General features: G+C 61.7%; 14 protein-coding genes. 5 read left to right on the forward strand and 9 right to left on the reverse strand.

Going from position 1 to position 14,570, the window contains the following annotated elements; translation table 11 throughout:
* Nucleotide 1: 1 nt before the first annotated feature.
* The 3 genes from BLP23_RS11860 to BLP23_RS11870 are packed head-to-tail and all read right to left on the reverse strand — an operon-like array spanning nucleotide 2 to nucleotide 4,756.
* Entirely contained in the window at nucleotides 2-2,815 is a 2,814-nt protein-coding gene (locus BLP23_RS11860) for a DUF4159 domain-containing protein (RefSeq protein ID WP_092585080.1), read from the reverse strand.
* Nucleotides 2,812-3,732: a DUF58 domain-containing protein gene (locus BLP23_RS11865; RefSeq protein WP_022714192.1), complete on the reverse strand. Its 921-nt coding sequence runs from the start codon at nucleotides 3,730-3,732 to the stop codon at nucleotides 2,812-2,814. Before BLP23_RS11865 ends, BLP23_RS11860 begins: the two co-directional genes overlap by 4 nt.
* Before the next feature lie 13 nt (nucleotides 3,733-3,745).
* Complete coding sequence (locus BLP23_RS11870) at nucleotides 3,746-4,756, reverse strand: AAA family ATPase (RefSeq protein WP_092585081.1); 1,011 nt, start codon at nucleotides 4,754-4,756, stop codon at nucleotides 3,746-3,748.
* 158 nt (nucleotides 4,757-4,914) lie between these two features.
* On the opposite strand from BLP23_RS11870, the gene BLP23_RS11875 reads away from it, so the two are divergent.
* Genes BLP23_RS11875 through BLP23_RS11885 form a run of 3 tightly spaced genes read left to right on the forward strand, consistent with a single transcriptional unit; the run spans nucleotide 4,915 to nucleotide 7,438 of the window.
* Nucleotides 4,915-5,541: a DUF1285 domain-containing protein gene (locus tag BLP23_RS11875; RefSeq protein WP_092585082.1), complete on the forward strand. Its 627-nt coding sequence runs from the start codon at nucleotides 4,915-4,917 to the stop codon at nucleotides 5,539-5,541.
* Nucleotides 5,538-6,188 carry a CoA pyrophosphatase gene (locus BLP23_RS11880; protein ID WP_092585083.1) on the forward strand — a complete coding sequence of 217 codons (651 nt, stop codon included), beginning with the start codon at nucleotides 5,538-5,540 and terminating at the stop codon, nucleotides 6,186-6,188. Before BLP23_RS11875 ends, BLP23_RS11880 begins: the two co-directional genes overlap by 4 nt.
* Nucleotides 6,185-7,438: a CCA tRNA nucleotidyltransferase gene (locus BLP23_RS11885; protein ID WP_092585084.1), complete on the forward strand. Its 1,254-nt coding sequence runs from the start codon at nucleotides 6,185-6,187 to the stop codon at nucleotides 7,436-7,438. The genes BLP23_RS11880 and BLP23_RS11885 overlap by 4 nt, the downstream gene beginning before the upstream one ends.
* Here BLP23_RS11885 and BLP23_RS11890 read toward each other — a convergent pair whose 3' ends face one another.
* The 3 genes from BLP23_RS11890 to hemF all read right to left on the reverse strand — a co-directional run bounded on the left by BLP23_RS11890 (nucleotide 7,439) and on the right by hemF (nucleotide 9,063).
* Nucleotides 7,439-7,624 (reverse strand): DUF1059 domain-containing protein, encoded by a 186-nt coding sequence (locus BLP23_RS11890; protein WP_074061864.1) that lies wholly within the window; start codon nucleotides 7,622-7,624, stop codon nucleotides 7,439-7,441. It abuts the gene before it with no gap.
* 126 nt (nucleotides 7,625-7,750) lie between these two features.
* Nucleotides 7,751-8,032, reverse strand: coding sequence for a hypothetical protein (locus BLP23_RS11895; protein ID WP_092585085.1), 282 nt, complete (start codon nucleotides 8,030-8,032; stop codon nucleotides 7,751-7,753).
* A gap of 116 nt (nucleotides 8,033-8,148) precedes the next feature.
* Entirely contained in the window at nucleotides 8,149-9,063 is a 915-nt protein-coding gene (gene hemF, locus BLP23_RS11900) for an oxygen-dependent coproporphyrinogen oxidase (RefSeq protein WP_092585086.1), read from the reverse strand.
* 179 nt (nucleotides 9,064-9,242) lie between these two features.
* Between hemF and BLP23_RS11905 the strand changes: the two genes are divergently transcribed.
* Complete coding sequence (locus BLP23_RS11905) at nucleotides 9,243-9,503, forward strand: hypothetical protein (protein ID WP_022714201.1); 261 nt, start codon at nucleotides 9,243-9,245, stop codon at nucleotides 9,501-9,503.
* Nucleotides 9,504-9,506: 3 nt separating this feature from the next.
* On the opposite strand, the gene BLP23_RS11910 is transcribed toward BLP23_RS11905, so the two are convergent.
* Together BLP23_RS11910 and BLP23_RS11915 are read right to left on the reverse strand one after the other, a co-directional pair.
* Nucleotides 9,507-11,153 (reverse strand): Na/Pi cotransporter family protein, encoded by a 1,647-nt coding sequence (locus tag BLP23_RS11910; RefSeq protein ID WP_092585087.1) that lies wholly within the window; start codon nucleotides 11,151-11,153, stop codon nucleotides 9,507-9,509.
* Nucleotides 11,154-11,355: 202 nt separating this feature from the next.
* Nucleotides 11,356-11,817 carry a tRNA (cytidine(34)-2'-O)-methyltransferase gene (locus tag BLP23_RS11915; RefSeq protein WP_092585088.1) on the reverse strand — a complete coding sequence of 154 codons (462 nt, stop codon included), beginning with the start codon at nucleotides 11,815-11,817 and terminating at the stop codon, nucleotides 11,356-11,358.
* A gap of 383 nt (nucleotides 11,818-12,200) precedes the next feature.
* Between BLP23_RS11915 and BLP23_RS11920 the strand changes: the two genes are divergently transcribed.
* Nucleotides 12,201-14,057, forward strand: coding sequence for an ABC transporter ATP-binding protein (locus BLP23_RS11920; RefSeq protein ID WP_092585089.1), 1,857 nt, complete (start codon nucleotides 12,201-12,203; stop codon nucleotides 14,055-14,057).
* Between the two features lie 244 nt (nucleotides 14,058-14,301).
* Here the strand turns inward: BLP23_RS11920 and BLP23_RS11925 are convergent, their stop codons facing one another.
* Nucleotides 14,302-14,526, reverse strand: coding sequence for a ribbon-helix-helix domain-containing protein (locus tag BLP23_RS11925; RefSeq protein ID WP_028739501.1), 225 nt, complete (start codon nucleotides 14,524-14,526; stop codon nucleotides 14,302-14,304).
* Nucleotides 14,527-14,570 lie beyond the last annotated feature (44 nt).

The raw sequence follows: 14,570 nt of genomic DNA on the forward strand, positions 1-14,570 counted from the left end.
GTCATTGCCCCAGCCGTTCGAGGAGCGCGGGGATGTGGACCTGATCGGTCTTGTAGTTGCCCGTTAGCATATACATCATGATGTTGACGCCGGCGCGATAGGAGTATTCACGCTGCATCTCATCCGGCGGAACGGTCGGCAGCATCGGTGCGCCGTTCTGATCGACCGCCCAGGCCCCGGCTAAGTCGTTGCCGGTGATCAGGATCGGCGAAACACCGTCGGCCGAGGCCGTCGATTTGGTGTCCGATGCGCGATTGTCCTGCCTCGACTCGATCCAGAGCGGACTTCCGGAATAGCGGCCCGGGAAGCTGGAGAGCAGGTAGAAGGACTTCGTCAGAACGTGGTCCGAAGGAACCGGCTCCAGCGGGGGGATGTCGAGATTGGCGAGGATCTGCTGCAGGCGCTCGCCGTTGGCACTCGAGGCGCCGCCATTGTTATCCAGTGAGGAGAACTGGTCGCGCGTATCGAAAAGCACGGTGCCACCGGCGCGCATATAGGCGTCGATGCGGTTGATCGCAGCCGTCGACGGCATCGGCGCGGAGGCGGAAACCGGCCAGTAAATGATAGGATAGAAGGAGAGCTCGTCCTTCGTGAGATCAAGGCCGACGGGCGGCGCCGGCTCCAGTGTCGTGCGGAAGGTCAAGAACTCGGTCAGGCCTTCAAGGCCGTGCTCGGAAATATTGTCGACATCCTGCTCGCCGGTGACGACATAGGCGAGGTGGGTATTGTCCAATCGCTGGAATATCTGGTCGTCGCCAGGCTTGGAATCGTCGGCGCGCAATTGCGAGGGCTGCAGGAAGAGAGCCGTGCTGAGGGCGACTGCGATGATCGCCGCGGGCCGGGCCGCCGAACGCAACCGGGAGAAGGCGCCGCCCATGAACATCACGACGAGGCTGTCTGCCAGAAGCAGCAGGAAGGCGATGAGGAAGAGAGCCGGCTTGGCGGACCAGGTTTCACCACCGATCAGGCCCTCGCGCAGGAGATTGATGCCGGCTGTGTCGAGCGGCCTCAGCTCGGCGTTATTCGGCAATACATTCAATGCGGTAAAGCCGTCTTCCGAACCATAGAGTCCAGGCGGGTTGTCGAAATTGGAAACGGGCTCGGTCTTTGCGTTCGGGATCAACGGCCGTGCCGTGCCGGTCTCTGTCGTGAGCACGCCCTTCGCCGTCAGCAGGCGGAAGGGCGGCAGGGCTTCAGCGGTCGTTGCAGCACCGGCCTCGGAGGTGACGCCCCCCGAGCGGGAGAGCTGAACGATGCGACGCAGCATCTCGACGAAATTGCCGGAGATCGGCAGGTTGGACCAGGTTGCCTCGGCGCTGACATGGAAGAGCACGATACGGCCTGCGTTGATCGGCTTGGTCGTTACCAGCGGCGTGCCGTCGGCAAGGCTCGCCCAGGTTCGCTCGGCAAGATCGGGCGTCGGCTCGGCCAGAACCTGTCGCTTGACGGTCACGTCGGTCGGCTTGGCCATGCCGGCGAAAGGACCGAAATTCGGAAAATCCGCCAGCGGCTGCGGCTCGGCCCAGGAGAGCGCGCCGCCAAGCGCACGCTCGCCCTGGCGCAACGTCACCGGCACCAGCGGATCGTCCGCGGGGGCGGCGGCAAGGCGCGGCCCAGCGAAGCGGATCAGCGTGCCGCCATTGGCGATCCAGCGCTGCATCGGCTCATAGGTTTCCTGCGGTAGCCGGCCGATATCGGCCATGATGATAACGGATGGATTCTGCGACAGCAGATCAGGGATGGAGGCAGCGAGATCCGGCGTGTTCGGCTGGATCAGATCGGCATAAGGCTGCAGTGCGCGCTGGATGTAATAGAGAGGCGATAGCAGCGGCTGGAATTCATCGCCCGCTTCGCCGGAAAGCAGCACGACGCGCCGGCGCTTGAAGCCATCGTCGAGCAGATGGACCGACCCTGCCGTCGCAAGATTATCGATGCTGACGCGGGCGAAATCGTTGCGCATCTCGAAGGGGGCAGGGATCGAGCCGGCGGCGACCGACTGCCCGGCCTGGAAATCCACCGTGCCTGCGGCAATCGCACGGCCCTGCGCATCCTGCGCCGTCAGCGGCAGCGAGGCGGCGCCGCCGCTGTCGAGGCGCGTCGCGGTTACGCTCATGGCGTCGGCGGCATTCGTGGCACCGGTGATCGCGATCGTCCGTGTGGTGTCGCCTTCGATGAGACGGAGCTCGGCAGGCTTCAGGTCGGCGAGCTGGCGCACGGTCGCATCGTTTTCCTTGGCGGCCGCGCCGTCAGAAAGGAAGGCGAGCGTACCGGGTTTTGTGCCGTTGAGGGCGGCGCGCAATGCCTCGAAGGCGCGTTCGCGATCCGGGACGAGCGGCTGCGGTTCTGCCGCGCGCAGCATGTCGCGCGCCGCCGTTGTGGTGCCCGGCACAGCATTGTTGGTGGGATCGGCGGTAAAGGCCACCGCGACGGGGGCGCCTGCGGATTCGGCGTCGTCGATCAGTGCTTCGGCGGTCTGTACGCGGCGCTGCCAATCCGGCGCCGTCGCCCAGCCATTGTCGACGAAAAGAACGAGCGGACCGCCTGCGGCAAGCGAATTGGTGCGCGGATTGAAAACCGGATCGGCGATCGCAAGGATCACGGCAGCGGCGAGCAGCATTCGAAGCAGCGTCAACCACCAGGGGCTTTGAGCGGGCGTTTCCTCGCGCTTCAGAACGGCGGCCAGTATCTTCAGCGGCGGGAAGACTTCGGATTTCGGGCGCGGCGGCGTCAGCCGCAGCAGCCACCAGATGACCGGCAGGGCAACCAGCGCGCCGAGGATTGCAGGATAGGCGAAAGCAAAGGGAAGGGTGCTCATAACAGCCCCCCATGTGTCGCCTTGGCCGGCATCCCGGACAGATACATATGCACTGCAACCAGCGCTTCGGATGCCAGGTGATCCGTGCGATGGGTAACGAACGTCCAGCCGAGATGTCTAAGCGATTGGCCGAGGCCGTCGCGGCGGGCCAGATAGGCGCGACTATAGGCTTCGCGGATGTTTTCCGCGCGGCCGGACACGAGCTTCGAGCCGGTTTCCGGATCGGTGAATTCGGTACGGCCGGTATAGGGGAAAAGCTCTTCGGCCGGATCGGCGATCTCGATCACATGACCGCGAAGACCGCGACGGGCAAGCGGTGTGAGGCGGGCCATGATCGCTGGCGCATCGTCCAGGAAATCGCCGATGAGCACGAGGTCGCTCCAGCCGCGGATCATGGCGATGTCCGGCAGCCCGCCCGGTAGTGGCGCATGCATGAGCGCGGTTGCAAGCCGCTCGGCGGCATTGCGGGCGGCGACCGGTTCCATGACACCCGGACAACCGATGCGTTCGCCGGAGCGCGCAAGGATTTCAGCGAGCGCCAGCATGATGACGAGCGCGCGGCTTTCCTTCGAGACACTGCCGAAGGTCGACTTGTACATCATCGAGGGCGACATGTCGGCCCACAGCCAGATGGTATGGGCGGCTTCCCATTCGCGCTCGCGAACATAGGTATGGTCGTCGCGGGCGGAGCGACGCCAGTCGATGCGCGATAGGCTTTCCCCCTCGGTATAGGGGCGGAACTGCCAGAAATTCTCGCCGATGCCGCGCTTGCGGCGCCCATGCCAGCCGGCAATCACAGTGTTGGCAATGCGCTTGGCTTCGACGAGGCAGTCCGGCACCAGAGAGGCCCGCTGTCTTGCGCGGGCGAGGGCATCGCTGCCAGGGGTCGGATTGACGATCTGTCCGATAGATGCCACGCGTCCGGCTTCCTTATCCTTTGGCCTGCTTGACGAGGCCGGCGATGACATCGCGGACCGACATGCCCTCGGCACGTGCAGCGAAGGTAAGCGCCATGCGGTGTTCGAGAACGGGTTCGGCAAGCGCATGGATATCGTCCAGCGACGGCGCCAGACGGCCTTCATATAGGGCGCGGGCGCGGGCGCAGAGCATCATCGCCTGGCCGGCGCGCGGACCCGGGCCCCAGGCCACATTCTTGTCGGTCGCAGCGTTGCCCTCGCCGGGGCGGGCGGAGCGAACAAGATCGAGGATCGCATCGACGACCTTGTCGCTCACTGGCATCTGGCGGATGAGCTTCTGGATTTCCATCAGCCGCCCCGCATCGAGGACGGCTTGCGGCTTCGTTTCGCTAATGCCGGTCGTCTCGAGCAGGATCTGGCGTTCGGCGGCAAGCTCCGGATAGTGTACGTCCACCTGCAGCAGGAAGCGGTCGAGCTGAGCTTCCGGCAGCGGGTAGGTGCCTTCCTGTTCCAGCGGGTTCTGGGTGGCGAGAACGTGGAAAGGCGTCGGCAGGTCGTAGCGCTGGCCGGCGATCGTGACGTGATACTCCTGCATCGATTGCAGCAGAGCCGACTGCGTGCGCGGTGAGGCGCGATTGATCTCATCCGCCATCAGCAGTTGGGCGAACACCGGGCCTTTGACGAAGCGGAAGGAGCGGCGGCCGTTCTCGTCCTGGTCCATCACTTCGGAGCCGAGGATGTCCGACGGCATCAGGTCCGGCGTGAACTGGATGCGGTTCGCGCCGAGGCCGAGCACTTCGCCGAGCGTGGTCACCAGCTTGGTTTTTGCAAGGCCGGGCACGCCGACCAGAAGTGCATGGCCGCCTGAAAGAACAGCGAGCAGGGTGTTTTCGACGACGCTTTCCTGGCCAAAGATCACCTTCGAGACTTCTTCGCGCACAAGGGCGATATCGGCGAGCGCCTTTTCTGCGGCAGCGATGATTTCCTTCTCCCCGAGGCTGTCTTCGGTCTTCATCATACCCATAAAGTATCTCCAACGGCTGCATCATTCGTCGCGAATCGGCGGACTTACGCCTCTGGCTCGTACCCTATAGAGTTATGGATATGTTGCGGGCTGACAAGTTCGTTCCAAATGACTATCTCGTGACTATTCTATCGTTAAGAGCAAACCGGGACAGAAGAATGGCAGCGCAACAGATCAGGGCGAGTGAAGATGCCGCAGGGCTTGCCGCGCTGATTTCGCGCGCTGCTGCTGGCGAAACCTCCGGCAAGAAGCGCGGACTTCCACCGGTCGAGAAATGGAATCCACCCTTCTGCGGCGATATCGACATGGAAATCCGCGCCGATGGCACATGGTTCTACATGGGAACGCCGATCGGCCGTGCGCCCCTGGTTCGCCTGTTTTCCACCGTCCTGCGCAAGGACGAGGACGGAAAAACTTATCTCGTCACTCCAGTGGAAAAAGTCGGAATCAGGGTCGCTGACGCGCCGTTCGTCGCCGTCGAGATGAGCGTGACGCACCGCAATGGTCAGCAGGTGCTGACATTCCGCACCAATACCGGCGATGTCGTCGAGGCCGGCAAGGAGTATCCGCTGCGCTTCGTGATTCATGGCGAAAACAGCGAATTGAAACCCTATCTGCATGTGCGCGGGCGTCTCGAGGCGCTGGTGTCGCGGGCTGTGATGTATGAACTGGCGGACCTCGGCGAGATTGCGAATATCGAGGGCAGGGAGATGTTCTGCGTCCGCTCCGGCGGCTGCATTTTCCCTGTCATGGCCGCCGATGAACTGGATATGCTGTCCCGATGAGCAATGCCCCGACCCAAGGCTACCCACTCTATTCCGCCGCCGAATTCCGACGCCGGGCGCTCAATCAAAACGGCGGGCCGGTCGATCATTCCTGGCGGGATCACGGCGACCACATCCTCAATCCGGATATCGTCGCGATGGTCGAGAGCTTCCACCTACGCGACGCCGCTGTGCTGGTGCCGGTAGTCGACGACGGCGATGAGGCCCATGTCATCTTCACCAAGCGCACGGCGAACCTGCGCAAGCATTCCGGCCAGATATCCTTTCCTGGCGGAGCGATCGATTCTACGGACATTTCTCCGGAGATGGCGGCGATCCGCGAGACACAGGAAGAGATCGGCATTGCCGGCTCATTCGTAGAGACGGTCGGACGCCTGCCGCACTATCTCGCCGCCACCGGCTTCCGCATCACGCCGGTGCTCGGCGTCGTCCGGCGGGGGTTCGAGCTGAAGCCCAATCCGCGGGAAGTCGACGATGTCTTTGAGGTGCCGCTTTCCTTCCTGATGAACCCGCAAAACCACACCCGCGACAGGCGCCTGGTCGAGGGCATCGACCGGCATTTTTACCGCATGCCCTATGAAAGCTGGATGATCTGGGGCATCACGGCGGGTATCGTCCGCACCCTTTACGAGAGGCTTTATGCATGACCAGCCTTGCTGATGAAGCATGGTTCAAGGATCCCCGCCTTCAGCGCGTCTTTGCGCTCCTGAACGCGGACGGCGGGGAGGGGCGCGTCGTTGGCGGCGCCGTGCGCAACAGCCTGATGGGGCTTCCGGTCAGCGATATCGACATCGCGACGACGCTGACGCCGGACGCCGTGACGGAACGGGCGAAGGCGTCCGGCAGCAAGGCGATCCCCACCGGCATCGAGCATGGCACCGTGACGCTGGTGATCGAAGGAAAGCCGTTCGAAGTGACGACGCTGCGCACAGACGTCGAGACTGACGGGCGCCGCGCCAAGGTCGCCTTCAGCACCGACTGGCAGGCAGATGCGGAACGGCGCGACCTGACGATCAACGCCCTTTACATGAATTCCAAGGGTGAGGTGGTCGATCTCGTCGGCGGGCTTGCCGATATTGAGAAGCGCAACATCCGTTTCATTGGGAATGCGGCGACGCGCATTGCCGAGGACTACCTGCGCATCCTGCGGTTCTTCCGCTTTTTTGCTCACTACGGCTCCGGCCGGCCCGATGCGGAAGGACTGCGGGCCTGTTCGGCGGCGCGTTCGAAGCTCACCACGCTTTCGTCCGAACGGGTTTGGTCCGAACTTCGCAAGTTGCTTGCTGCCGACGATCCGGGCCGGGCGCTGCTCTGGATGCGGCAGGTTTCGGTGCTCAGTGAAGTCCTGCCGGAGACGGAGAAATGGGGCATCGACGCCATTCCAGGACTGGTCACTACCGAAAAGGCACTCGGCTGGAAGTCCGATCCGCTTCTGCGGCTCGCTTCGATCGTTCCGCCCGATGCCGAACGGCTGGAGAAGCTGGCGGTCCGCCTGAGATTTTCGAATGCCGAAGCGGCCTATTTCAGGGCCTTCGCGTCGGCTCCCCCAATCGATGACGAAGTATCTGCCGCGGCATTCGACCGACTGCTCTATCGCAGTGGTGCGGAAGGCGTCGTCACGCGCCTGAAGCTCGCGCTCGCAGCTGCTCGCGGCAAGGCGGAAGGCGACATGAAGGAAATGAGCCGGTCGGCCAGGCTCGGCAAGCTGTTGGACCGAGCTCTGGTGTGGAAGAGACCGCAGTTTCCAATCGGCGGCGGCGATGTCATTTCCACCGGAATTCCCGCAGGTCCGCGTGTCGGCGAGACGCTTGCGAAACTCGAGAGCCAATGGATCGACGAGAATTTTGCCGCCGACCGGGCGACGCTGCTCGCCCGGCTGAATGAACTTTCGAAGTGATCAGGCCGCTGTCGCTTCGTCGCGGATGCGGGCCTTGATGTTGTCGACCATGTTTTCGCGAATGGTCGTTTCACCATGGGCGGACTTCATGTGCTCGACCGCGCGGCGGACGACTTCGGCGTCCTCATCGGCGCGGGTGTGCCAGGTGCAGCCCGGAACGAGCGTACCGCATTCGAAAAGTCGCATTGTCTACTCCTTTGTCCGGAACATGACAGGATGATCGCGCTGACACGCGGTTTCCTCGATGTGCGAAACTTCAATGTGCGAAACGGAGAGAAGGTTCCCGGCCGATGATGCACATCGGCCGGCAAATCACATACGATATTCCGGCATCGCCCAGGCGCGGAAGCAGTCGGACGACTGGTGCGGTGCATTCGAACTTGCGCCTTCTCTTGCCTGTCCGCGCAGTTCTTCGAGCGATTTTCCGGCAGCGAGCTGCAACCTAACCTGTTCGATAAAGCAGGAAAGGGGCAGGTCCGAGCCGCTCGTGGCTCGCATTTCTTCGGCAATGCGGTTCAGGAAATCCGGGGTCTCGCTTGCGCGGGTTGCCTCCCGAACATCCCCAGACGCCGGCGAACCGCTCTGTATCATCATGACAATCCTCCTCCGATTGTTACGCAACACAAGCTCAGTTTAGCACGTTAGTTTAGCGCGCGCTCACGCTTCTTGAAGGCCATGTAATGTATTTTTACCCGTACGCTGTCGTACAGTTATGGCCACCGGACGACCGGCGGCATCGACGAGAGTATCGACTCGATATTGCCTCCCGTCTTCAACCCGAAGATTGTACCGCGATCGTAAAGCAAATTGAACTCGACATAGCGCCCACGCCTGATCAATTGTTCGTCACGGTCGGCTTCGGTCCATTCCTTGTTGAAATTGGAGCGGACGATTTTTGGATAAACCATGGCGAAGGCCCGGCCGACATCTCGGGTGAAAGCGAAGTCGGCATCGAAGCCGCCGGCCTCCTCGCTTGTATGCAGCCAGTCATAAAAGATGCCGCCGATGCCGCGCGGTTCGTTGCGGTGCTTCAGAAAAAAGTATTCGTCGCACCATTTCTTGTAAGCGCCGTAGTCGGCGACGGCCGAATGGCTGCGGCAGGCAATTTCCATCGCTTTGTGGAAGAGGCGACTATCGTCGTCTTCCTGCGTGCGGCGCCGGTCGAGCACCGGCGTAAGGTCCGCGCCGCCCCCGAACCAGCGGCTGGAGGTGACGACCATGCGGGAATTCATATGCACTGTGGGTACATTGGGGTTCACCGGATGGGCGATCAGCGAAATCCCCGAGGCCCAGAACCGGGGGTCTTCGCTGGCGCCCGGCATCTGGGCACGCAGATCGGGTGCGAATTCCCCATACACTGTGGAGGTATGCACGCCGACCTTCTCGAAAACGCGGCCGTGCATCATCGACATTCGGCCCCCGCCGCCGGCGCCATTTTCCCGCGACCACTCCTTGCCGACGAAACGGCCGGGCTCCTGGTCCGAAAGAGTGCCGGTCAGCTCGTCTTCCAATGCCTCGAAGGAGGCGCAGATCGTATCGCGCAACCCTTCGAACCAAGTGCGGGCGGCGACCTTCTTTTCTTCGATATCGTCCGGCAGGCCGATCGGCAGGTCTGGTCGTTCCATCGTTATCCCCAGCAGTCGTTATTGCATCACAAGCGACTCGATCATCGCTGATTACGGTTTCGTGGTATCAGGTGCGTCGGTGCCTTGCCAGCCGGCCGAAAGCCGCAGTCGAGGCGGCAAAGATTCGACTCGCAAATTGATATTTTCAATACTACCTTTCCCGGTCAGAGGTAGGTTTCATGACTAAAATCCCGGGACCTCCGTCGTTTGACGGCTTGAAGCGCAGGATCGAACGGCATCGGGCGGAAGGCACTGCCCGCAAGGGCGATCACTTCGTGCGCCAGACCTATCGGCTTGGCCTGCTTGACGCGCGGGCAAAGGCGCGCGAATGGTTCGCCGAATACCCGAAGGCGGCCTATTGGACCGAAGTGGAAAGCTGGCGGCAGCTCGACAACGACCAGATAGAATTCACCATGCGCCGGCTGCCTTCCGCCGACTGAGCGTCATTGCGCAGACGTGCGCAGGCGGCTCTCGATGAGCAATCCGCTCTCATCGAGGATCGGATGCGCGACCGAGATGATATGGGCGTTGATGCGTTTTAGATCGCGAAGCATGTCGAGATGCAGTGAACTCGTCTGCAGGCTGTCGGCGTAGCCCTCGCGCAGGCGTTCAAGGTGGCGTTCGGCGGATTGCTTCTCCATCCTGCGGACTTCGACCTTCACTTCCATCATCTGTTTGGCGAGATTGAAGTCGCGCGTGACGAAGATCGTTTGCGCGATCCGCAGGTTGTCGATCGTCAAATGGAAGAGCTTCCTGAGCTCCTGGTAACCGTCGTCGGAAAACCGCAGGCCGAGCGAAGCCTTTTTGCTGATTTGCGGCAGCAGGCCCTTTTCGATGATATCGCCGATATGCTCGAGGTTGATCGCGTAGTCGATGATGATGATCGAATGGCGGCCGTTCTCTTCACTCAGGCCCTCGCGGCCGAGCTTGGAAAGATAGACCTTCACTTCCTGCTGCAGGCTATCGACCCGCTTTTCGAGCGTGGGAATTTCCTTGAGCTTCGTCAGGTCGTCCTGCTCGAAGGCGTCGGAGGCTCGGATCAGCATGCGTTCTATAAGGTCGCCGACGCCGAGGACTTCGCGAGTGGCGCTTGCAAGCGCCACGACGGGCGTCGACAGCTCGTGCGGGTCGAGATATTTCGGCGCATTGTCGGTTTGTGCTTCCTCCGGAACGAGACGCAGCATCAGCTGCGACAACAGGCGCGAGAACGGCCAGGCGACAGCGGCGAGGATCAGGTTGAAGCCGAGATGTGCATCGACCGGCAGCTTGGCGGGATCGAGTGGCAGCATTTCCAGAAGCTCGGCGCCGTAGCCGGCAAGCGGGAGTGCGATCACGCAGCCGGCGGCCCGGACGATCAGGTTGCCAAGCGTAACGCGCTTTGCCGAGGTAGGTCCGCCAAGCGAAGCGACGACCGGCGGAATTGCCCCGCCAACATTGGCTCCCAGGACAAGAACGATGACCAATCCCGCCGAGAGAATACCGGTCGATGCCAGGGAAAGGATCAGGACAACGGCAGCAAGGCTCGACGAGGAGATGAAGGCAATGCCCGCAGCGAACGCAAGCGCCACCGGCCAGGCGTTGTCGAGCAGGCCGATAAAGGCGGCAAGCGCGGGCGATTGGCGCATAGGCTCTGTCGCGCCGCTCAGGAGATGCAGAGACAAGAGCATCAGGCCGATGCCGATCAGTGCTGTGCCACCACCTTGGCGTGCGGTCGAGCCGCTGCGATAGAGGATGATACCCGCGAGGATGACGAGCGGCGACAGCCATTCGATACCGGTCGCGACGATCCAGGCTGTGACGGCCGTGCCGACATTGGCGCCGAGCAGGACGATCTGCGCCATGCGTGACTTCACCAGCTCGCGCTCGACGAAGGAGGCGACCATCAGCGCCGTCGCCGTGGAGCTTTGCAATGCCAGCGTTGCGACGAAGCCCGAAACGAAGGAGCGCAAGCCGCCTCGCGTACCCGTTGCAAGACCTGTTCGCAGCCGCGCACCGAAGGCCCGCGACACGCCGTCCTTCACCTGCGCGAGGCCGAACAGCAGCAGGGCTACCGCGCCGAACAGGTTTATCATGACGATCGTGGATTCCATTCCCTGCGGGTCTTTTCTTCTCGTTCACGGCCGGCGCAATGCTGCGCAATGGGTATCTCAGCGCATTGCCATCTCATTGAAATCGCGGCCCGGTTCTCACTTTTTGATTGTCCGGCTAATTATAATACGCCTGTTCCTGGATAGCACAACGCCGTTTGCGACATATCATGGCGAGGCTTCGCGAGGTCGCTCAGAGGCGAAATCAACGCCAGACAGTCTGGCGCAGGGCCTCGCCGGCGATCATCGCGGCTGAGACTGCGACATTGATCGAGCGCTGGCCCTCGACCATCGGGATCAGGATGCGCCCGTCGGCTGTTTCATGAACATGATCCGGAACGCCTGCGCTTTCGCGGCCAAACAGTAAAATGTCGTCCGGCCGGAAAGCGAAGTCCGTGTATCGAACCGATGCCTTGGTAGAGGCGAGCACGATACGGCGGCCCGTTTGCGCCCGCCATTCCTCGAAGCGATCCCAACTGACATGGCGGGTGAGCGCAACGGCTGCGATATAGTCCATGCCGGCGCGTTTCAAATTGCGGTCGGAAAGGTCGAAGCCGGCGGGCTCGATGATGTCGACGGCAACTCCAATACAGGCGGCAAGACGCAGGATCGTGCCGGTATTGCCGGGGATGTCGGGCTGATAGAGCGCCAGTCTAAGATCGGCCATCCGAAGTTCCATCTTGCTGCCTAAGGCAAAGACACCTAGTTCAACTGTGATTTCGGCGCAACAGGGCGCCCTTTGACCCTGAATTGTTCAATTTTTGCCGAGTTTGGGCTGGAAATTTCGCAATTTTCGCGTTATTAGGTGCGTATCTTCAATCGCCAGCTAGGGAGGGCCGACATGAATATTCTGATGTTTACGCGCCTTCCAGCCGCGATACCAAGCGTGGCGATCTCGCGCTTCTGAGCGCAAGCTTTCTAAAATTCCCCATTTTTGATCCATTGCGCGGCTGTCGTGGCCTCGCCCCTCGAACGTCCGGTTCCCATATGTGCCTTAGTGCGTTTTGCGCGGGCCGGGAGGTGGAACGGTGAAGTTCCGGAGCACTTTTCATGTTTAGCTGGTTCGAACAGCGACTGAACCCCTTTCCGAGTGAGGAGCCTGTCGTTCCCCCGAAAGGTCTTTTTGCCTTCTGCTGGCACTATACGAAGCCAGCGGCGCCCTGGCTTGCAGCCATGGCCGTGCTGACGGCGCTGATTGCGATCGGCGAAGTGGCACTCTTCCAGTTCCTCGGCGATATCGTCGATTGGCTGACGAATGCCGACAAGGCGACGTTCCTGCAGACCGAATGGCACAAGCTTGCCTGGATGGCGGCTTTGATCCTCGTCGGTCTGCCGCTGGCGGCTGGGCTCGATTCACTTATCATGCATCAGGTCCTGCTCGGAAACTACCCGATGATCGCGCGCTGGCAGATGCACCGCTTCCTGCTGCGCCACAGCATGACCTTCTTTGCCAACGAGTTTGCCGGCCGCGTTGCGACCAAGGTAATGCAGACCTCGCTTGCCGTTCGTGAAACAACGATGAAGATCCTCGACGTCTTCGTCTATGTCGTTACGTATTTCCTGACGATGATCATCGTCATCGCAGCGGCGGACTGGCGGCTGATGGTGCCGATCCTGGTCTGGCTTGCCATCTATGTCAGCATCGTGTCGTATTTCGTGCCCCGGCTGCGCAGGATCGCAGCGCAGCAGGCGGATGCGCGCTCGATGATGACGGGCCGGGTGGTCGACAGCTACACGAATATTGCGACCGTCAAGCTCTTCTCGCATGCGGGCAGGGAGGAAGGCTATGCCAAGGCCGGCATGGACGAATTCCTGCAGACAGTGCACCAGCAGATGCGGCGCGTCACGCTGTTCCATGTGTGCGTTTATATCAACAACTGCGTGGCGCTCTTCGTCATCTCGGGCCTGTCGATCTGGTTCTGGCTGAATGGCCAGATTTCGGTCGGCGCGATCGCCATCGCGATCGGCCTTGCGATGCGCGTCAACGGCATGTCGCAGTGGATCATGTGGGAGGTATCGGCGCTCTTTGAAAACATCGGCACGGTCTATGACGGCATGGAGATGATGACAAAGAACCACGACATCACCGACAAGCCCGATGCACCGCCGATGCAGGCGAAGAAGGGTGCGATCCATTACGAGCGGATCCGCTTCCACTACGGCAAGGGCAAGGGCGTCATCGATAACCTGTCGCTCGACATCAAGGCGGGTGAGAAGGTTGGCCTCGTCGGGCGCTCCGGAGCCGGTAAGACGACGTTGATGAACCTGCTGCTGCGCTTCTTCGATCTGGAAGCTGGCCGCATCACCATCGACGGCCAGGATATCTCGCATGTGTCGCAGGAAAGCCTCCGCTCGCTGATCGGCGTGGTGACGCAGGATACGTCGCTGCTGCACCGCTCGATCCGCGACAACATCGCCTATGGCCGTCCGGATGCGACGGACGCGGATGTGATCGAGGCGGCGAAGCGGGCAAATGCCTGGGAGTTCATCGAAGGGCTTGTCGACATGCAGGGCCGCAAGGGACTCGACGCGCAGGTCGGCGAGCGCGGCGTGAAGCTCTCCGGTGGCCAGCGCCAGCGCGTTGCGATCGCCCGGGTATTCCTGAAGGATGCGCCGATCCTGGTGCTCGACGAGGCGACCTCGGCGCTCGATTCCGAAGTGGAAGCGGCGATCCAGGAGAACCTCTTCGCGCTGATGGAAGGCAAGACGGTGATCGCAATCGCCCATCGCCTGTCGACGCTGACGGAGATGGACCGCCTGATCGTGCTCGACAAGGGCCGCATCATCGAGGCCGGTTCGCACGCCGATCTCGTCAGTCAGGGCGGCATTTATGCCGATCTCTGGACCCGCCAGTCCGGCGGCTTCCTCGCCGATCATTCGCAAGAAGCCGAGGAAGCGGCGGAGTAAAGCGAAAGTCCCTCCCGGCGAAAGCGGGGAGGGCTTCTTAACTGTTGAGACCAGTTAAGAAGCCTTGTTACCCGATCGGGAGAGCAAGGGGCTAGATCATAGCAATCGTAACGATCTCGCTGCCCATTGCGAATTTCGAAGTTATTCGAGCCTATTACCTTGCAGCCGATCGCGGCGTCTTCGCGTTGCACGGTCGGCGCGAGCCGCCGCAGGCGCCGACGATCCTAAAAGAGCCGTTGCCGGCTCACAGGCTGTCTGCCCAGTCTCTTACCCTGTGACGCTCGACTACGACGATGGCGCCTGCCATCGTGCGGAGTGCCGTCAGACGGCGCTCTTCCTCGTTGTCGAGCCATGCGGCAACTGCCTCGCTGACGATCGTGTCGCGCGATATGCCGAGTTGGGCTGCGGTTTCATCGAGTCTGTCCGCAAGCGGAAGCGGAATATGCGACGCGAGCACCCTCGTTTCCATGACGGTATTTCTCCGATAAGCGGCCATTGTACTCCGAGATCGTG

The sequence above is a fragment of the Rhizobium mongolense subsp. loessense genome (genome assembly GCF_900099775.1).
Taxonomy (GTDB): domain Bacteria; phylum Pseudomonadota; class Alphaproteobacteria; order Rhizobiales; family Rhizobiaceae; genus Rhizobium; species Rhizobium loessense.